17 protein-coding genes are annotated in these 18,519 nt (G+C 48.7%); 13 read left to right on the top strand and 4 right to left on the bottom strand.

The genetic code is table 11. The annotated features are described in order from the left end of the window. The first annotated feature begins 10 nt into the window (after nt 1-10). Nucleotides 11-1,009 carry a tRNA dihydrouridine(20/20a) synthase DusA gene (gene dusA / locus ACH0VJ_RS08145; protein WP_001182223.1) on the top strand — a complete coding sequence of 333 codons (999 nt, stop codon included), beginning with the start codon at nt 11-13 and terminating at the stop codon, nt 1,007-1,009. 167 nt (nt 1,010-1,176) lie between these two features. Further along, nucleotides 1,177-1,419, top strand: coding sequence for an envelope stress response protein PspG (gene pspG, locus ACH0VJ_RS08140; RefSeq protein ID WP_000891414.1), 243 nt, complete (start codon nt 1,177-1,179; stop codon nt 1,417-1,419). Nucleotides 1,420-1,593: 174 nt separating this feature from the next. Here the strand turns inward: pspG and ACH0VJ_RS08135 are convergent, their stop codons facing one another. Continuing rightward, nucleotides 1,594-2,577 carry a quinone oxidoreductase gene (locus ACH0VJ_RS08135; protein WP_000235555.1) on the bottom strand — a complete coding sequence of 328 codons (984 nt, stop codon included), beginning with the start codon at nt 2,575-2,577 and terminating at the stop codon, nt 1,594-1,596. Between the two features lie 64 nt (nt 2,578-2,641). On the opposite strand from ACH0VJ_RS08135, the gene dnaB reads away from it, so the two are divergent. The 6 genes from dnaB to ACH0VJ_RS08105 all read left to right on the top strand — a co-directional run bounded on the left by dnaB (nt 2,642) and on the right by ACH0VJ_RS08105 (nt 8,351). Then, a complete protein-coding gene (dnaB, locus tag ACH0VJ_RS08130; RefSeq protein WP_000918353.1) occupies nt 2,642-4,057 on the top strand; it encodes a replicative DNA helicase in 1,416 nt (471 codons plus the stop codon). A 31-nt stretch (nt 4,058-4,088) separates the two neighbouring features. After that, nucleotides 4,089-5,168 (top strand): alanine racemase, encoded by a 1,080-nt coding sequence (gene alr / locus ACH0VJ_RS08125; RefSeq protein ID WP_001147304.1) that lies wholly within the window; start codon nt 4,089-4,091, stop codon nt 5,166-5,168. A gap of 185 nt (nt 5,169-5,353) precedes the next feature. After that, nucleotides 5,354-6,547 (top strand): aromatic amino acid transaminase, encoded by a 1,194-nt coding sequence (gene tyrB, locus ACH0VJ_RS08120; protein WP_000486898.1) that lies wholly within the window; start codon nt 5,354-5,356, stop codon nt 6,545-6,547. Nucleotides 6,548-6,733: 186 nt separating this feature from the next. Further along, the gene (gene aphA, locus ACH0VJ_RS08115; protein WP_000724435.1) at nt 6,734-7,447 is read left to right on the top strand and encodes an acid phosphatase AphA; all 714 of its coding nucleotides are present in this window, start codon (nt 6,734-6,736) and stop codon (nt 7,445-7,447) included. Nucleotides 7,448-7,575: 128 nt separating this feature from the next. Next, nucleotides 7,576-7,992: a secondary thiamine-phosphate synthase enzyme YjbQ gene (locus ACH0VJ_RS08110; protein ID WP_000270392.1), complete on the top strand. Its 417-nt coding sequence runs from the start codon at nt 7,576-7,578 to the stop codon at nt 7,990-7,992. Nucleotides 7,993-7,994: 2 nt separating this feature from the next. Next, nucleotides 7,995-8,351, top strand: coding sequence for an MmcQ/YjbR family DNA-binding protein (locus ACH0VJ_RS08105; protein ID WP_000155665.1), 357 nt, complete (start codon nt 7,995-7,997; stop codon nt 8,349-8,351). Here ACH0VJ_RS08105 and ACH0VJ_RS08100 read toward each other — a convergent pair whose 3' ends face one another. The 3 genes from ACH0VJ_RS08100 to uvrA form a co-directional block, all read right to left on the bottom strand. Beyond that, the gene (locus tag ACH0VJ_RS08100; protein ID WP_000146600.1) at nt 8,352-8,690 is read right to left on the bottom strand and encodes a hypothetical protein; all 339 of its coding nucleotides are present in this window, start codon (nt 8,688-8,690) and stop codon (nt 8,352-8,354) included. It abuts the gene before it with no gap. Next, complete coding sequence (locus ACH0VJ_RS08095; RefSeq protein ID WP_000432209.1) at nt 8,677-9,132, bottom strand: hypothetical protein; 456 nt, start codon at nt 9,130-9,132, stop codon at nt 8,677-8,679. Before ACH0VJ_RS08095 ends, ACH0VJ_RS08100 begins: the two co-directional genes overlap by 14 nt. 131 nt (nt 9,133-9,263) lie before the next feature. Then, the gene (gene uvrA / locus ACH0VJ_RS08090) at nt 9,264-12,089 is read right to left on the bottom strand and encodes an excinuclease ABC subunit UvrA (protein ID WP_000357725.1); all 2,826 of its coding nucleotides are present in this window, start codon (nt 12,087-12,089) and stop codon (nt 9,264-9,266) included. A gap of 247 nt (nt 12,090-12,336) precedes the next feature. On the opposite strand from uvrA, the gene ssb1 reads away from it, so the two are divergent. From ssb1 to siiD, 5 genes are all read left to right on the top strand, one after another. After that, nucleotides 12,337-12,867, top strand: a complete 531-nt coding sequence (gene ssb1 / locus ACH0VJ_RS08085) for a single-stranded DNA-binding protein SSB1 (RefSeq protein ID WP_000168322.1) — start codon at nt 12,337-12,339, stop codon at nt 12,865-12,867. 1,040 nt (nt 12,868-13,907) lie between these two features. Beyond that, complete coding sequence (gene siiA, locus ACH0VJ_RS08080; protein WP_000389240.1) at nt 13,908-14,540, top strand: SPI-4 type I secretion system auxiliary protein SiiA; 633 nt, start codon at nt 13,908-13,910, stop codon at nt 14,538-14,540. Then, the gene (locus tag ACH0VJ_RS08075) at nt 14,537-15,925 is read left to right on the top strand and encodes a MotA/TolQ/ExbB proton channel family protein (RefSeq protein ID WP_000875182.1); all 1,389 of its coding nucleotides are present in this window, start codon (nt 14,537-14,539) and stop codon (nt 15,923-15,925) included. Before siiA ends, ACH0VJ_RS08075 begins: the two co-directional genes overlap by 4 nt. Continuing rightward, complete coding sequence (gene siiC / locus ACH0VJ_RS08070) at nt 15,915-17,234, top strand: SPI-4 type I secretion system protein SiiC (protein WP_001670706.1); 1,320 nt, start codon at nt 15,915-15,917, stop codon at nt 17,232-17,234. Before ACH0VJ_RS08075 ends, siiC begins: the two co-directional genes overlap by 11 nt. After that, nucleotides 17,231-18,508 carry an SPI-4 type I secretion system protein SiiD gene (gene siiD, locus ACH0VJ_RS08065; RefSeq protein WP_001081935.1) on the top strand — a complete coding sequence of 426 codons (1,278 nt, stop codon included), beginning with the start codon at nt 17,231-17,233 and terminating at the stop codon, nt 18,506-18,508. Before siiC ends, siiD begins: the two co-directional genes overlap by 4 nt. Nucleotides 18,509-18,519: the final 11 nt, after the last annotated feature.

The following is an 18,519-nucleotide window of genomic DNA, read 5'->3' as shown; positions in this document are numbered from 1 at the left end:
TTTATTCGCCATGCAGCCTGAAACCCAGTCCTCCGCTTTCCCTGCTTATCGCTTCTCCATCGCGCCGATGCTCGACTGGACGGACAGACATTGCCGCTATTTCCTGCGTTTGCTGTCTCGCCAGACGCTGCTCTACACCGAAATGGTGACCACGGGCGCGATTATTCACGGTAAGGGTGACTATCTGGCTTACAGCGAAGAAGAGCATCCGGTCGCTCTACAGCTTGGTGGAAGCGATCCGGCTCAGCTTGCGCATTGTGCAAAGCTGGCGGAAGCGCGTGGCTACGATGAAATTAACCTCAACGTGGGGTGCCCTTCCGATCGCGTGCAAAACGGTATGTTTGGCGCCTGTTTGATGGGCAATGCGCAACTGGTCGCCGATTGTGTTAAAGCCATGCGTGATGTCGTCTCGATTCCGGTGACGGTAAAAACCCGCATTGGTATTGACGATCAGGACAGTTATGCGTTTCTGTGTGATTTCATCGATACGGTTTCCGGTCAGGGCGAATGCGAGATGTTTATTATCCATGCGCGCAAAGCCTGGCTTTCTGGCTTAAGCCCGAAAGAAAATCGTGAGATCCCGCCGCTGGATTACCCGCGCGTCTATCAGCTAAAGCGGGATTTTCCGCACCTGACCATGTCCATTAACGGCGGCATCAAATCTCTGGAAGAGGCGAAGGAGCACCTGCGCCATATGGATGGCGTCATGGTTGGCCGCGAAGCTTATCAGAATCCGGGTATACTGGCCGCGGTGGATCGGGAGATCTTTGGCGCCGATACCACCGATGCCGACCCGGTTGCGGTGGTTCGCGCGATGTATCCCTATATTGAGCGTGAATTGAGCCAGGGAGCGTATCTGGGGCATATCACTCGCCATATGCTGGGGTTGTTCCAGGGCATCCCCGGCGCGCGGCAGTGGCGTCGCTATCTGAGCGAAAACGCCCATAAAGCTGGCGCGGATGTTGCTGTACTGGAGCAGGCGCTAAAACTGGTGGCAGACAAGCATTAAAAGTTCGCCAAAAATTAGTCAATCTCACCACGCTCTGTGCAGTCTTGCAGGGCGTTTTCTTTATATATCAAAAACATAAATATTGGCATGATTTTTGTAATAGCTTACCTGACCAAACCCGGTAAGCGCCGTGCCGCCGGGTAATGCCATCTTTATGGGGAGCGACTATGCTGGAACTACTTTTTGTGCTTGGCTTTTTTCTGATGTTAATGGTGACGGGCGTCTCCTTGCTGGGCATTCTGGCCGCGCTGGTTGTAGCGACTGCCGTCATGTTCCTGGGTGGAATGTTCGCCCTGATGATCAAGCTGTTACCGTGGCTACTGCTGGCGGTGGCTGTGGTGTGGGTGATCAAAGCAGTAAAAACGCCAAAAATCCCACAGTATCAGCGCAATAACCGTCGGTTTTACTAAGGTATTGAGCGGTTCGTCACAACCTGGAACTTTGCCCTCACAAGCAAATAGGAATCGATTATTAAATCTGTCATGATTGCGCAGGTAACGAATTCATCGCGCTGTACCCTACATACAGCCGAACAAAAAAAGAAAGGGCTTCCCGGGTGGAAGCCCAATTTCTTTGCAGAGCTATTACGGAATCAGCAGGCTTGAGCCCTGTGTGGCCCGGCTTTCCAGCACTTCATGCGCGCGACGGGCATCTTTTAACGCATAGCGTTGATTTTCAGCCACATCGACTTTAATCACGCCGCTGGCGATCAATGAGAACAATTCATTGCTGGCTTCGGTCAGTTCTTCACGCGTCGTAATATACCCCTGTAGTGAAGGTCGCGTGGCATACAGGGAACCTTTCTGATTCAGAATACCTAAATTCACGCCGGTGACGGGGCCGGACGCATTGCCGAAACTGACCATCAGTCCCCGACGTTGCAGGCAGTCCAGTGAGGCTTCCCAGGTATCTTTCCCCACGGAGTCATAGACCACGCGGACTTTTTTGCCGCCGGTGATCTCTTTTACCCGTTCGACAATGCTCTCCTCACGGTAATTAATTACCTGCCAGGCGCCAGCGTCCAGCGCCCGCTGCGCTTTTTGCGCGCTACCGACGGTACCGATAAGCTTCGCGCCCAGCGCTTTCGCCCACTGGCAGGCGATCAGACCGACGCCGCCCGCAGCGGCATGAAACAGGAAGGGTTCGTCGGGTTTCACTTCATAGGTTTTGCGCAACAGGTAAAAAACGGTCAACCCCTTGAGAAAAGAGGCTGCCGCCTGTTCGAAGGAAATGGCGTCAGGTAAAATCGCGGCTTTATCTGCGGGGACGTTATGGACGGAACTGTAAGCGCCGAGCGTTGACTGCGCGTAGACGACGCGATCGCCCACGCGAATGTGCTCCACGCCGTTGCCGACTTTACTGACCACACCCGCAGCTTCGGTTCCCAGGCCCGCAGGCAACGACGGGGGCGGATAGAGTCCGCTACGGATATAGGTGTCGATGAAGTTGATGCCAATGGCTTTGTTCTCAACCTGGATTTCGTGTTCCGCCGGTTCCGTTGGCGTAAACTCCACGGTCTGAAGCACTTCCGGACCACCATGCTTGTGAAATTCAATACGCGTTGCCATGCTTCCTCCAAAAGAAATGTGGTAATCTTTCGACCCAATCACTATCTCGGTAACTCCATTCACTATGGCAGGAAATAAACCCTTCAACAAACCACAGACTGATGCCCGCGACCGCGATCCGCAGGTTGCCGGGATAAAAGTGCCGCCGCACTCGATTGAAGCGGAACAGTCGGTGTTGGGCGGTTTAATGCTGGATAACGAGCGCTGGGACGATGTGGCCGAGCGCGTGGTGGCGGAAGATTTCTATACCCGTCCGCATCGCCATATCTTTACGGAGATGGGGCGCTTGCAGGAAAGCGGCAGTCCTATCGACCTGATTACGCTCGCGGAATCGCTGGAGCGGCAGGGCCAACTGGACAGCGTCGGCGGTTTCGCCTATCTGGCGGAGCTGTCTAAAAACACGCCAAGCGCGGCGAATATCAGTGCTTATGCGGACATTGTGCGCGAACGCGCCGTGGTCCGCGATATGATCGCGGTGGCGCATGAAATTGCGGACGCCGGTTACGATCCACAAGGGCGCAATAGCGACGAACTGCTGGATCTGGCGGAGTCGCGCGTCTTCCAGATCGCGGAAAACCGGGCCAACAAAGACGAAGGTCCGAAAAGCATCGACCAGATTCTCGACGCTACCGTGGCGCGTATTGAGCAGTTGTTCCAGCAACCGCACGATGGCGTTACAGGCGTGGATACCGGCTATCAGGATCTCAATAAAAAGACGGCAGGGTTACAGCGTTCGGATTTGATTATCGTCGCGGCGCGTCCCTCCATGGGTAAAACCACTTTTGCGATGAACCTCTGCGAAAATGCGGCGATGTTGCAGGATAAACCGGTACTGATCTTCAGCCTGGAGATGCCCGGCGAACAGATCATGATGCGTATGCTGGCCTCGCTGTCCCGCGTCGATCAGACACGTATTCGTACCGGTCAACTTGATGATGAAGACTGGGCGCGAATCTCCGGCACGATGGGCATTCTGCTGGAGAAACGCAATATGTATATTGACGACTCCTCAGGTCTTACGCCGACAGAAGTCCGTTCGCGCGCGCGGCGTATTTTCCGCGAACATGGCGGGTTAAGTCTGATTATGATCGACTACCTGCAATTGATGCGCGTGCCGTCGCTTTCTGATAACCGTACTCTGGAAATCGCCGAAATTTCTCGCTCTTTGAAAGCGCTGGCGAAGGAGCTCCAGGTGCCGGTCGTGGCGCTATCGCAGCTTAACCGCTCCCTGGAACAACGCGCGGATAAACGTCCGGTGAACTCCGACCTGCGTGAATCCGGCTCTATTGAACAGGATGCCGACTTAATTATGTTTATCTACCGTGATGAGGTTTATCACGAGAACAGCGACTTAAAAGGCATTGCTGAAATTATTATTGGTAAGCAACGTAACGGTCCTATCGGTACGGTTCGTCTGACGTTCAATGGTCAGTGGTCGCGCTTCGATAACTATGCGGGACCGCAATACGATGATGAGTAACTCTCCGTCATTCTGTTAACAAGGAATTCAAATGCAAGCGGCAACAGTCGTCATTAACCGCCGCGCTCTGCGACACAACCTGCAACGTCTGCGTGAACTGGCGCCTGCCAGTAAGCTGGTTGCGGTGGTGAAAGCGAACGCTTATGGACACGGTCTTCTGGAGACCGCGCGAACGCTCCCTGATGCTGACGCTTTTGGCGTGGCGCGTCTTGAAGAGGCTCTACGTCTGCGAGCGGGCGGGATCACGCAGCCTATCCTGCTGCTGGAGGGTTTTTTCGACGCCGCCGATTTGCCGACCATTTCCGCGCAATGTCTGCATACCGCCGTACATAATCAGGAGCAGCTTGCCGCCCTGGAGGCGGTGGAGCTGGCGGAGCCGGTAACGGTCTGGATGAAACTGGATACCGGTATGCATCGTCTCGGCGTGCGCCCCGAAGAGGCGGAGGCGTTCTACCAGCGTCTGACGCGCTGTAAAAATGTACGTCAGCCGGTGAATATCGTCAGCCATTTTGCCCGTGCGGATGAGCCGGAATGCGGCGCTACCGAACATCAGCTCGACATTTTTAATGCCTTCTGTCGGGGTAAACCCGGGCAGCGCTCTATTGCCGCGTCTGGCGGTATTCTGCTGTGGCCGCAGTCTCACTTTGACTGGGCGCGTCCGGGCATCATTTTGTATGGCGTATCGCCGCTGGAACACAAACCCTGGGGGCCGGATTTTGGTTTTCAGCCGGTGATGTCCTTAACCTCCAGTTTGATCGCGGTGCGTGACCACAAAGCGGGCGAGCCGGTGGGCTACGGCGGGACATGGGTAAGTGAGCGCGACACGCGCCTGGGCGTGGTGGCGATGGGGTATGGCGATGGCTACCCACGAGCGGCGCCTTCCGGTACGCCAGTACTGGTCAATGGTCGTGAAGTTCCGATTGTCGGGCGGGTGGCGATGGATATGATTTGCGTGGATTTGGGGCCAAACGCGCAGGATAACGCGGGCGATCCGGTGGTCTTATGGGGTGAAGGTCTGCCGGTTGAACGTATCGCTGAAATGACAAAAGTAAGTGCTTACGAACTTATCACGCGCCTGACCTCAAGGGTGGCGATGAAGTATATTGATTAAATACGCGGCGGGCCGGGTGGCGCTTGCGCTTATCCGGCTTGTATCGCGCATTGGCTGTAGGCCGGATAAGACGTTCACGCCGCTATCCGGTAATATGCGCATCCACCACAACATCCTCTCGATCTTCTCGTCCTTCCGGTTTATTGTGTTATTTCCTGCCCTCTGTAAACCTGGAGAACCATCGCGTGTTTCAAAAAGTTGACGCCTACGCCGGCGATCCGATTCTTTCACTGATGGAGCGTTTTAAAGACGACTCCCGTCACGACAAAGTAAATCTGAGCATTGGCCTGTATTACAACGAAGACGGGATTATCCCACAGCTTAAACCGGTGGCCGAAGCCGAAGCCCGGCTTAACGCGCAGCCGCATGGCGCTTCGCTGTACCTGCCGATGGAAGGACTCAATACTTATCGCCATACTATCGCGCCTTTGCTCTTTGGCGCCAATCACCCGGTTCTTCAGCAACAGCGCGTGGCTACTATCCAGACATTAGGCGGCTCCGGCGCGCTGAAAGTAGGCGCGGATTTCCTGAAGCGTTATTTCCCCGACGCAGGCGTATGGGTGAGCGACCCCACCTGGGAAAACCATATTGCGATATTTGCCGGGGCAGGATTCGAAGTGAGTACTTACCCCTGGTATGACGACGCGACTAACGGCATCCGTTTTAACGATCTGCTGGCCACGCTGAATACGTTACCTGCGCGCAGTATCGTGTTGCTGCACCCCTGTTGTCACAACCCGACCGGGGCGGATTTAACGCCTTCGCAATGGGATGCGGTGATTGAAATAGTGAAAGCGCGCGATCTGATTCCGTTCCTTGATATTGCCTATCAGGGGTTTGGCGCAGGCATGGACGAGGATGCTTACGCTATTCGCGCCATTGCCAGCGCTGGGTTACCTGCGTTAGTCAGTAATTCTTTTTCGAAGATTTTCTCGCTGTACGGCGAGCGCGTCGGCGGCCTGTCCGTGGTGTGTGAAGATGCTGAAATTGCCGCGCGGGTTCTGGGACAGCTAAAAGCGACGGTGCGCCGAATTTACTCCAGTCCGCCGTGTTTCGGCGCTCAGGTGGTCGCTACGGTCCTGGGCGATGAGGCGTTAAAAGCGGGCTGGCTGGCGGAAGTCGACGCGATGCGTAACCGCATTATATCGATGCGCCAGACGCTGGTGAAGGAGCTGAAGGCGGAGATGCCTGACCGCAACTTTGATTACTTGTTACAGCAGCGCGGTATGTTCAGCTATACCGGGTTAAGCGCGGAGCAGGTCGAGCGGTTGCGCGATGAGTTTGGCGTTTACCTGATTGCCAGTGGCCGCATGTGTGTCGCCGGGCTTAATACTTCAAATGTACACCGCGTGGCGAAGGCATTTGCCGCTGTTATGTAATATTCAGGCCGGACGGCGATAACAGTGCCTTCCGGCCTGACAATAGCTGTTGTGATCATCCTCTTTTTTCGTAACAAAACCGCAGATAATCCTTCCTTTTGACCGTTACTGGCGTTATGGTCAGATAGTTTTTTGAGCAAAGACTCATCTTGATAATTATAATATTTTGAATTTTAAGGGAAAAGCATGAAAAAAATAACCCTGGCGCTGAGTGCCGTCTGTTTGTTGTTTACGCTAAACCATTCCGCGAATGCGTTAGTATCTTCCCCTTCGACGCTCAATCCGGGCACTAACGTTGCAAAACTCGCGGAACAAGCGCCTGTCCATTGGGTCTCTGTCGCCCAGATTGAAAACAGCCTCACCGGACGCCCGCCGATGGCGGTCGGCTTTGATATTGACGACACCGTGTTATTTTCCAGCCCCGGATTCTGGCGCGGAAAGAAAACCTACTCCCCGGACAGCGACGATTATCTGAAAAATCCGGCCTTTTGGGAAAAAATGAACAACGGCTGGGATGAGTTCAGTATTCCAAAAGAAGTGGCCCGACAGCTCATTGATATGCATGTTCGCCGTGGCGACAGTATTTACTTTGTCACTGGTCGTAGTCAGACGAAAACGGAAACCGTGTCGAAAACTCTGGCGGATAACTTCCATATTCCGGCGGCGAATATGAATCCGGTGATTTTCGCCGGCGATAAACCGGAACAAAATACGAAAGTACAGTGGCTGCAGGAGAAGAACATGCGTATCTTCTACGGCGATTCGGATAACGATATTACCGCGGCTCGTGATTGTGGTATCCGCGGTATTCGCATCCTGCGCGCGGCTAACTCCACCTACAAACCGCTGCCGCAGGCAGGAGCGTTTGGCGAGGAAGTCATTGTCAACTCGGAGTACTAAAAATCAGGAGAGCGTCAGGCTCTCCTTTTTTGCATGATTTTTGCACAAACTTGCCCCGCTGGCTTTTACCTTTTCCAGACTTGCTGCACACTATTCAGGAGACGTTTGTTTTTAGGAAGGAGCAGCCTATGTGGTATCAGCGCACCATTACACTGAGCGAGAAGCCGCGCGGGTTTCATCTGATAACAGATGAAATTATCGATAAATTGTCTGGCTTACCGCCTGTCGAAACGGGTTTGCTGCATCTGTTGTTGCTACATACCTCGGCCTCGCTGACGCTAAACGAAAACTGCGATCCCACCGTGCGCGCTGATATGGAGCGCCATTTCCTGAAAACCGTTCCCGATAATGCGGCGTATGAACATGATTACGAAGGCGCGGATGACATGCCTTCGCATATTAAGTCGTCAGTATTGGGCGTTTCGTTGCTGCTGCCTGTACGCCAGGGGCGTTTACAGTTAGGAACATGGCAAGGTATCTGGTTGGGAGAGCACCGTATTCACGGCGGTCCACGTAAAATCATCGCGACACTACAAGGGGAATGATAATGACCATTTCGGAATTACTGCAATACTGCATGGCAAAACCTGGCGCAGAGCAGAGCGTCCACAGCGACTGGAAAGCGACGCAAATTAAAGTGGAAGATGTACTTTTCGCGATGGTAAAAGAAGTTGAAGGACGCCCGGCTGCCTCTCTCAAAACCAGCCCGGAACTGGCAGAGTTGTTACGCCAGCAGCACAGCGATGTACGACCGAGTCGGCACCTTAATAAAGCGCACTGGAGCACGGTCTATCTGGACGGATCGCTGCCGGATTCACAACTCTATTATCTGGTCGATGCCTCTTATCAACAGGCGGTAAATGCGCTGCCGGAAGATAAACGCAAGCAGTTGCCGCAGTCCTGATTATAGCGCGCCGACCAACAACGCCAGGGCGATATCAATGAGGCGGATGACCGTAGACCGGATACGGCTGCCGAGGGCGATTTGCGCATTATTGGCGCGTAGCCTGGCGAGGTCCCGCTGTCCTTCCAGCAGAATAATCATATCGTCGTCGTCCAGCCAGCCGCGAGCATGTTCCTGAAGCGCGCGGGCGATAAACGCGGCGGACTCGCGGATACCGTCGTCGCTGTCTTCTCTTGCCTGCTTATACGTCTGGATAAACTCGGCAATCGCCGAGGAGGCTACAGGATGTTCGGCCCGGGCGGTGGTCATCAGGTAATGTATTTCGTTAATAGACGCCATTTTCTTCTCCCTGAGTACAGCGGGCGCCCCAATGCAGGCACTCACCCTGTATGGCTAATTTCCAGACCTGATTATTTTGCTGTTGGTATCTCTCAGCCTGGATGTAAGTAAGTGGTTGCTTACGTTGTATAACCCGCGCATAAAGACGCAAATAGTGATTTTTCAGCAGCGCCAGATTATCGAGTCGGTGTTTATCCCCACCCTGACAGGCGACCCGCTCAGCCTGAAAAAATGTCTGGCGGATATCGCGGTCATCCTTGAGCAGTGTCTCTTTTTGCCACGGTATTCGCGCCGCATCCTGCAGGAAGCGGGTTGAGCGCGCTTGTAATAGCGTCAGTTGTTGAAAAGCCACGGCGCTAAAGCGGTCAGGCAGCGTACAGGCGGATAAAAACAGGCACAGCAGTAGTGTGATTGCGTAGGGCAACTTCATGGTGTTTTCCATAACAGACCGTTTGCGCTATCACATGTCAGAGCGAGGCGGCACGCAAATCACAAATGCTCAACACGGATACAATGAGGTGGGATGAGGAAAAATGATGCCGCTTCCCGGCGAATCGGAAAGCGGCGTGAAGGTTATTTGAGCATAGGTTTAAGGAAGCGGGCGGTATGCGACGCCTCGCACTCCGCCACGGTTTCCGGCGTACCGGAGACGAGAATTTCGCCGCCGCCGCTGCCGCCTTCCGGGCCGAGGTCGACAATCCAGTCCGCCGTTTTAATGACGTCCAGGTTGTGTTCGATCACCACGATGGTGTTGCCCTGATCGCGCAACTGATGCAGAACGTCAAGCAACTGCTGAATATCGGCAAAGTGCAGGCCGGTGGTCGGCTCGTCGAGAATATACAGCGTCTGCCCGGTGCCGCGCTTCGACAGTTCGCGCGCCAGCTTCACGCGCTGGGCCTCGCCGCCGGAAAGCGTCGTCGCCGACTGACCAAGACGGATATAGGTCAGCCCCACGTCCATCAGCGTCTGCAGCTTACGCGCCAGCGCCGGAACCGCATCAAAGAACTCACGCGCTTCTTCAATGGTCATATCCAGCACTTCGTGGATGGTTTTGCCTTTGTACTTAATCTCCAGCGTTTCCCGGTTATAGCGCTTGCCTTTGCACTGGTCGCACGGCACGTAAATATCCGGCAGAAAGTGCATTTCGACTTTAATGACGCCATCGCCCTGGCACGCTTCGCAGCGACCGCCGCGCACGTTGAAGCTGAATCGCCCTGGCGTGTAGCCGCGCGAGCGAGACTCCGGCACGCCAGCAAAAAGCTCGCGAACCGGGGTAAAGACGCCCGTATAGGTCGCCGGGTTGGAACGCGGGGTGCGCCCGATCGGGCTCTGGTCGATATCGATCACTTTATCGAAATGTTCTAGCCCCTGAATATCCCGATACGGCGCCGGTTCGGCGATAGTCGCCCCGTTTAACTGACGCTGGGCGATGGGGAACAGCGTGTCGTTAATCAGCGTCGATTTACCGGAACCCGAGACGCCGGTGATACAGGTAAACAGCCCTACCGGTAGCGTAAGGGTCACATCTTTCAGGTTGTTGCCGCGCGCGCCGGTGAGTTTGAGCACTTTTTCTGGATTTGCCGGCACGCGTTGTTTCGGCACTTCAATTTTGCGTTTACCGCTCATGTACTGGCCGGTCAGCGATTCCGGTACCGCCATAATGGCTTCCAGCGGGCCTTCCGCCACCACCTCGCCGCCGTGAACGCCCGCGCCGGGGCCAATATCAATCACATGGTCGGCGGCGCGGATGGCGTCTTCATCGTGTTCCACCACAATCACGGTATTGCCAAGATTGCGCAGATGAATCAGCGTACCCAGCAGCCGTTCGTTATCGCGCTGGTGCAGACCGATGGACGGTTCATCCAGCACATACATCACGCCGACTAACCCGGCGCCTATCTGGCTCGCCAGACGAATACGCTGGGCTTCGCCGCCGGAAAGCGTCTCTGCCGAGCGGGAGAGCGTGAGATAGTTCAGGCCGACGTTCACCAGAAACTTGAGGCGATCGCCGATCTCTTTTAGCACTTTTTCGGCGATTTTCGCCCGTTGCCCGGAAAGCTTGAGATTAGTGAAAAAATCCATCGCATGGCCAATGCTCATATCGGAAATAGCAGGCAGCGGCGTATTTTCCACAAATACATGGCGCGCTTCGCGATTCAGTCGCGTTCCTTCACAGCTGGCGCAGGGGCGATTACTGATGAATTTCGCTAGCTCTTCGCGCACCGCGCTGGATTCCGTCTCTTTATAACGGCGCTCCATATTATGCAGCACGCCTTCGAACGGATGGCGGCGCACGGAAGTATCGCCGCGATCGTTCATATATTTAAATTCAATGTTCTCTTTGCCGGAACCGTACAGCACGACTTTATGTACGTTGGCGCTGAGGCTTGCCCACGGCGCATCCACGTCGAACTTATAGTGTTCCGCCAGCGACTTGAGCATTTGAAAGTAGTAAAAATTGCGACGATCCCAACCACGAATCGCGCCGCCTGCCAGCGACAGGTCGGGATTCTGGATCACGCGGTCCGGATCGAAATATTGCTGAACGCCGAGCCCGTCACAGGTCGGGCAGGCGCCTGCCGGGTTGTTGAATGAGAACAGACGCGGTTCCAGCTCGCGCATACTGTAGCCGCAAATCGGACAGGCAAAATTGGCGGAGAACAGAAGCTCCTCCGCTTTCTCATCGTCCATATCGGCAACAACCGCCGTGCCGCCGGATAATTCCAGCGCCGTTTCGAACGACTCCGCCAGGCGTTGGGAAAGATCGTTACGAACTTTGAAGCGATCGATCACCACCTCAATGGTATGTTTCTTTTGCAGTTCCAGCTTCGGCGGATCGGAGAGATCGCAGACTTCGCCGTCAATACGGGCGCGAATGTAACCCTGGCTTGCCAGATTTTCCAGCGTTTTGGTGTGTTCGCCTTTACGCTCTTTAATAATCGGCGCCAGCAGCATCAGACGTTTGCCTTCCGGCTGCGACAGCACGTTATCGACCATCTGGCTAACGGTTTGCGCCGCCAGCGGCACGTCATGATCCGGACAACGCGGCTCGCCTACGCGGGCAAACAGCAGGCGCAGGTAGTCGTGGATCTCGGTAATAGTACCCACCGTAGAGCGCGGGTTGTGCGATGTCGATTTCTGTTCAATTGAGATCGCGGGCGATAGCCCCTCAATATGGTCGACATCCGGTTTTTCCATGAGCGACAAAAACTGCCGCGCGTAAGCGGAGAGCGATTCAACGTAACGACGCTGCCCTTCGGCATACAGAGTGTCGAAAGCCAGTGAGGATTTGCCTGAACCCGAAAGCCCGGTCACGACAATCAGTTTGTCGCGGGGGATGACGAGGTTAATATTTTTGAGATTATGGGTGCGGGCGCCCCGAACTTCGATCTTATCCATTCACCTTTCCCGGTAGAGACTCGGATGCCTGGTTTGTTTGAAGGACAAACGGCAGAAACGGCTAATTATGACACAATTTAACCTGTTTGAATATACAGTATTGGAATGCATCTTCAGCTAAAGTATGCAACAATATGAGGTTCGCGCGAGTGACCTGGAACCTGCATCGCAGCTATTAAAATGCTACGTGGAAATGGTACACTCACGCGTTTACACTATTTATGAAACGTATTCAGGAGACTCAATTATGGCCAGCAGAGGCGTAAACAAGGTGATTCTCGTTGGTAATCTGGGCCAGGACCCGGAAGTACGCTATATGCCGAGTGGCGGCGCTGTCGCCAACTTAACGCTGGCTACTTCTGAATCCTGGCGCGATAAGCAGACCGGCGAAATGAAAGAGCAGACTGAATGGCACCGGGTGGTGATGTTCGGCAAACTGGCGGAAGTGGCCGGCGAATATCTGCGTAAAGGTTCTCAGGTGTATATCGAAGGTCAATTGCGTACCCGCAAGTGGACCGATCAGAGTGGCCAGGAACGCTATACGACTGAAATTAACGTTCCGCAGATCGGCGGCGTAATGCAGATGCTGGGTGGTCGCCAGGGCGGCGGCGCACCGGCAGGCGGTCAGCAGCAGGGGGGGTGGGGTCAACCGCAACAACCTCAGCAGCCGCAGGGCGGCAACCAGTTCAGCGGCGGCGCGCAGTCGCGTCCACAGCAATCCGCGCCAGCGCCGTCTAACGAACCGCCAATGGATTTTGACGACGACATTCCGTTCTGATTTTTGGTAAAAAATTCAAAGCGTTATTTGCATTATCGCTATAGTTCTCGTCTGCTGAAATGCCTGGTGTAAACCAGGCATTTTCTTACCTGGTATTATTGTCTTTGTATCCCTTTCAAAAAAGAGAAGCGCATATCTTACGGAAAAATGTCGCTTATCGCCTCTGGCCGACTCGCCTCGGCACATCATTATCCAGCCGAAGTTCATAAATGTACTGCAATAACCCGGATTGTCTTAAATATGAAAGAGAAAACTCATCTGCAAAATATATAATTTATAGCCATTTTTTGACAACAAAAAGATATTATAAAATAACGTTAGAGAAGGGTCGGTATTATCAATAGTTAATTAAATGTTTGCTTTAGCTTGTGATGAGCTCAAATATGATATGTGTATCTTGCTTTATTTTTAATTGCTGAAGATAAAATTGTTACTTATAGCTGGCTTTATATAAAAAATGGTTTTATTTGTGTGTTTTTTTACGCAATTCTGATTTTTTACTCCCCACTTATTATATTTTCAATGATTTAAGTTATATTGAAGTCCCTATGACCCTATGTTTTAATTGTGAAAATTCATTTTATCCTCTGGAGGCAAATTTATTAAATACGTATGGTTATAACGCGTATTAAAAAGAAATATGTCCTTAAAATGATTTAGAGTTTCAATGATTAGCTAACAAATCTATTTATCGGCGGGTGGTTTTAATTTGCTGATGACTATTTTTTATTTATGAGCTGAGAGCTTATGCGATACCTATTATTGGGGAAGATATAGTTAGTGCAATAATTGATGTCTACCTAATTAAAAAAATGAAGAGTGTTTTTAATTAAAGCACTCATCTTTGTTGTGGGCGCATAAAAATAGCGTCGTTGTTTTTATTTTTCTGATTACGAGATGTAAGAAAACTGAAATCTATAAAGCGTATTGGTAGCAGGAAGCCAAGGGCGGTAGCGTTCACTTTCTGAATAAGTTGAGCATCCTTTATCCTTTCTAATCCACAAAAACATTTTATTCACAATGTAATATCAGGAGACAACATGGAAGACGAAAGTAATCCGTGGCCTAGTTTTGTTGATACATTCTCTACGGTATTGTGCATTTTTATATTTCTTATGTTGGTGTTTGCACTTAATAATATGATTATTATGTATGACAACTCAATTAAAGTTTATAAAGCAAATATAGAGAATAAGACTAAATCTACTGCTCAAAATAGCGGAGCCAATGACAATTCAAATCCTAATGAAATAGTTAATAAGGAAGTGAATACTCAAGATGTGTCGGACGGAATGACTACAATGTCAGGTAAGGAGGTTGGAGTATACGATATCGCCGATGGTCAGAAAATTGATATAACATCTACAAAAAATGAGCTTGTTATTACGTATCATGGCAGGCTGAGAAGCTTTTCAGAAGAGGACACCCATAAAATAAAGGCTTGGTTAGAAGACAAAATCAATAGTAATTTATTGATAGAAATGGTTATTCCTCAGGCAGACATCTCTTTCTCTGACTCTCTACGACTGGGATATGAACGGGGAATTATTTTGATGAAAGAGATTAAGAAAATATATCCTGATGTAGTTATTGACATGAGTGTTAACTCCGCAGCATCAAGTACAACGAGTAAAGCTATTATCACGACTATTAATAAAAAGGTGTCAGAGTGAAATATATAAATCATTACCGCTATTTGTTTGTCTGTTTTTTCCTTGCCATACTCCCTTTTTTCGCTTTATCTTTTCCCGGTATAAGAGAGTATGTTTTTGATAACTTCATGGTTTCTGCAATTTACAATGGAGTCATTATTGCCATTTATATTACAGGTTCTTTGTGTGCATTATTCACTATTCTTAAAAATATTTCAGCAAAAGACATATTAATAGCTCAGGACGCCAGTAGAAAAAATAGCATTCTTTCTAACCTCAATCAGGTTTTGTTTGCCGGGGAGCCCAAACAGTGTGATTTCAATTTACTGATGGAATTAGATGACAATGTGTCTACCGCCCGTAATCAACGATTGTCATTTATTATGAGCTGTAGCAATGTGTCGACGCTTGTTGGCCTGTTGGGGACGTTTGCGGGTCTGTCTATTACGATTGGTTCAATCGGGAACTTATTGAGCTCGCCATCAGATGTTGGCGGTGATAATGCAAGTAATACACTCAATATGATCGTGACAATGGTAGCGTCGCTTTCTGAACCATTGAAAGGGATGAATACCGCATTTGTATCTTCTATCTATGGTGTTGTTTGCGCCATACTCCTGACCTCACAAAGTGTTTTTGTTCGCAGCTCCTATTCCCTTGTTTCTACGGAAATCAAAAAATTAAAAATCATAAGCAACAGATCCAATAATAAACAGCGAAGCCTGCGGGTTGAATCAGAGACGCTTGTAGAATTTAAAGAGTTGTTTAAAGCGTTTTTTGATAACTACCTGACAGTTGAAAACTTACGGACGCAGGATGAAGAAAAGAAACGAGAGATGCTATCAGATAGCTTTGTCACTTTGCAAAACCGACTATTGGATAACTCAGCAAAACTGGAACAAATTTCTACGCTGATTGATGGTTATCTGGTAAGCAGTAACGAAAATCTCAAAAAATTATCTGACGGTGTAATAACAATTACCTCTCGTTTATCTGAAGGTAATATCCTGCTTGCTGATAATAATGCACGACTGGAGGCAATGAGTACAATACAAAATATTATAGATAAAAAGAATGATTCAATAATGACATCAGTTGATAAATGTTATCAGGAATCTCTTTCACATGGTAAGACCATAAACGATATTGCCGCTGGCAGTGCCGATATTTCTCATACTCTCGATGGGCTGAGAAAAGAAATGGATGAGGATATGAATAATGTTCATTTAGCGCTATCCGATCTATCGGCTACTGATAAAAAGATTATTGCCAATACTAAAGAGATTAGTGCTGAAATGGTTAGCTACCGTGATACCTATATGCCATTAATGGAAAAAATAACATCTATGCATCAGGAAATAGTAAAGCAACGTTTGTTAAACAAGGAGGAAAAAAATGAAGATTAAGATGTTTTTTCTGACGACTGCTTTTATTACACAAAGCACATACGCTAGCGAGCTTCCGGTCATTCCTCTAAGAGATTTAGTTAATGCCGCATTAACGCATCAGCCCTCTGTTGCTGTTTCATATTATGAGACTGAAAAGAAAAACAGTGACTTAGATCTTTCACGGGCAGCACTTTATCCTACTCTGGATCTAACATCTGGCCTTAATAATAACAGGAAAGAGTCATCAGGTACCGAGAGAAACGTTGAAAATAAGGTGTCTTTATCATACCGAATAACGGATTTTGGAGTGAGGGGGGCTAATATCAGGAAGTCTGAATACGAAAGAGATAATAGTAAAACTGACTATGAGAAAACAAAGAATATAGTGTCTCAGGAGGTTGTGACAACCTATTACAACATCAGTAAATATCGTGAAATGATTGATGGCGTAAATCTGGAGAAAGAGTTTTATAAAAAGATGCTGGAAACTTTTTCGCTGCTGGTATCTTCCGGTGTAGCTATGCAATCTGATATGCGTAAAGTACAAGTATCTATCGATGCATTAAATACCAGAAGCATTATGTATCAGTCGATGTTGGATGATGAAATGTATAAAATGCAGAATATGACTGGTCTGAATTTATCACCAGATCAGATTCAAAGCGATGAAAAATTCAACCTCTTCAAAAAATATATCTTTGTCGAAAGTCCTGAAAAACTTATGGACATGGTGATGAAATACAACGATGACTATAAGATGCTTGTCAATACCCGAAAAGCCGCGACCGAAGATATTAATGCCGCAAAATCATCCTATTTTCCGACTGTAGATCTCGTGTCCAGCTATGTACAGAATAATCCAAGCGGTAGTGCCAAAAAAAGTGATTATGAAGATGAATTTAAAACAGGTATCAATGTCAGTTTCAACATTTTTAATGGGTTCAGAAATTCAGCCCAGGAAAGAAAAATGGTGGCAAGTTACTCGCAGGCTAAGCTGCAAATTGACGATTTTTTGATTAAAACGCGTTATAACATTGATTCACAACTTTCAAGATACGCCGCTGCAAAAGAGACTTACTCAGTGGCGGAACGTTCACATACAAACGCGTTACAGCTTACTGAATTATATGAGCAGGAGTTTCAGTTAGGGCAAAAAAGTTTGCTTGATTTAATTTCAAGCCGTAATGAAGCATTTCAGGCATATGTAAGCATGATCGACAGCAAATATAGCCTGTATATTTTAAAGTTACAGCAACTCTCATTGATTTTTCATTTAATGGATTATTTAAAAGGAAATACTGAAAGTGAGTTAAATGTAATGAAATGAATAGAAGACAAAGCGATCATCTCATGATGATAATTATTTCTTTGACGATCTTAATTATTATCCTTACCTACTTTATAGAAATTAATTCAGTGGTTCATGGTCAGGGCGTTATCACCACTAAAGATAATGCTCAGTTAATATCTCTTTCTAAAGGAGGGACGATACAAGATATTTATGTAGCCGAGGGTGATACTGTAAAAAAAGGAGAACTCCTTGCAAAGGTCGTTAACCTTGATCTGCAAAAAGAATATCAAAGGTATAGAACTCAAAAAGGGTATCTGGATAAAGATGTTAACGAAATATCTTTCATTCTTGATAAAGAAAATGAGAGTGGATTGATTACCCTGGATGGCACCCGTTCTTTAAGTAATAAAGAGGTAAAAGCGAATATTGAATTAGTGCATAGTCAGATAAGAGCTAAAGAGTTAAAAAAAACCTCTCTTGATTCTGAGATTAGCGGATTACAAGAGAAGCTGAGTTCGAAAGAAAAAGAACTCGCATTGCTTGCCGAAGAAATAAATATTCTTTCCCCACTGGTAAAAAAAGGAATTAGCCCATATACCAATTTTCTTAACAAGAAACAGGCGTATATAAAAGTTAAGTCTGAAATTAATGATATTGAAAGTAGTATCACTTTAAAAAAAGATGATATTGAGCTGGTTGTTAATGATATTGAGGCGCTTAATAATGAATTGCGACTATCTTTATCTAAAATAATTTCTAAAAATCTTCAGGAACTTGAGGTTGTTAACTCTACATTAAAAGTAATAGAGAAGCAGATAAATGAGGAGGATATCTATTCACCGGTTGACGGTGTAATTTATAAAATCAATAAAAGTGCCACTACTCATGGTGGTGTGATTCAGGCGGCGGACTTACTTTTTGAAATAAAACCAAAAGTAAGGACTATGCTGGCCGATGTGAAAATACTACCCAAATACCGTGACCAAATATATGTAGATGAAGCCGTTAAGCTGGATGTCCAGTCAATTATCCAACCAAAGATAAAATCGTATAATGCGACTATCGATAATATTAGCCCTGATTCCTATGAGGAAAATACCGGAGGAACAATTCAGCGTTATTATAAAGTAATTATTGCATTCGATGTTAATGAAGATGATTTACGGTGGTTAAAACCAGGTATGACTGTTGACGCCAGTGTAATTACCGGAAAACACAGCATTATGGAATACCTGTTATCTCCCTTGATGAAAGGCGTGGACAAAGCCTTTTCAGAACCCGTTAATACTAAACGATTAGATACACCTTGAGAGTGAATATA

Source organism: Salmonella sp. 2020_1459 (assembly GCF_043847915.1).
Lineage (GTDB): Bacteria > Pseudomonadota > Gammaproteobacteria > Enterobacterales > Enterobacteriaceae > Salmonella > Salmonella enterica.
This window is presented reverse-complemented; position numbering and strand designations above follow the sequence as displayed.

Coding starts and splice junctions, on each gene's coding strand:
- siiD (WP_001081935.1), top strand. CDS start 17,231: ATGAATAGAAGACAAAGCGATCATCTCATGATGATAATTATTTCTTTG.
- dnaB (WP_000918353.1), top strand. CDS start 2,642: ATGGCAGGAAATAAACCCTTCAACAAACCACAGACTGATGCCCGCGAC.
- ACH0VJ_RS08135 (WP_000235555.1), bottom strand. CDS start 2,577: ATGGCAACGCGTATTGAATTTCACAAGCATGGTGGTCCGGAAGTGCTT.
- uvrA (WP_000357725.1), bottom strand. CDS start 12,089: ATGGATAAGATCGAAGTTCGGGGCGCCCGCACCCATAATCTCAAAAAT.
- dusA (WP_001182223.1), top strand. CDS start 11: ATGCAGCCTGAAACCCAGTCCTCCGCTTTCCCTGCTTATCGCTTCTCC.
- ssb1 (WP_000168322.1), top strand. CDS start 12,337: ATGGCCAGCAGAGGCGTAAACAAGGTGATTCTCGTTGGTAATCTGGGC.
- pspG (WP_000891414.1), top strand. CDS start 1,177: ATGCTGGAACTACTTTTTGTGCTTGGCTTTTTTCTGATGTTAATGGTG.
- ACH0VJ_RS08105 (WP_000155665.1), top strand. CDS start 7,995: ATGACCATTTCGGAATTACTGCAATACTGCATGGCAAAACCTGGCGCA.
- aphA (WP_000724435.1), top strand. CDS start 6,734: ATGAAAAAAATAACCCTGGCGCTGAGTGCCGTCTGTTTGTTGTTTACG.
- siiC (WP_001670706.1), top strand. CDS start 15,915: ATGAAGATTAAGATGTTTTTTCTGACGACTGCTTTTATTACACAAAGC.
- ACH0VJ_RS08110 (WP_000270392.1), top strand. CDS start 7,576: ATGTGGTATCAGCGCACCATTACACTGAGCGAGAAGCCGCGCGGGTTT.
- siiA (WP_000389240.1), top strand. CDS start 13,908: ATGGAAGACGAAAGTAATCCGTGGCCTAGTTTTGTTGATACATTCTCT.
- ACH0VJ_RS08095 (WP_000432209.1), bottom strand. CDS start 9,132: ATGGAAAACACCATGAAGTTGCCCTACGCAATCACACTACTGCTGTGC.
- ACH0VJ_RS08100 (WP_000146600.1), bottom strand. CDS start 8,690: ATGGCGTCTATTAACGAAATACATTACCTGATGACCACCGCCCGGGCC.
- alr (WP_001147304.1), top strand. CDS start 4,089: ATGCAAGCGGCAACAGTCGTCATTAACCGCCGCGCTCTGCGACACAAC.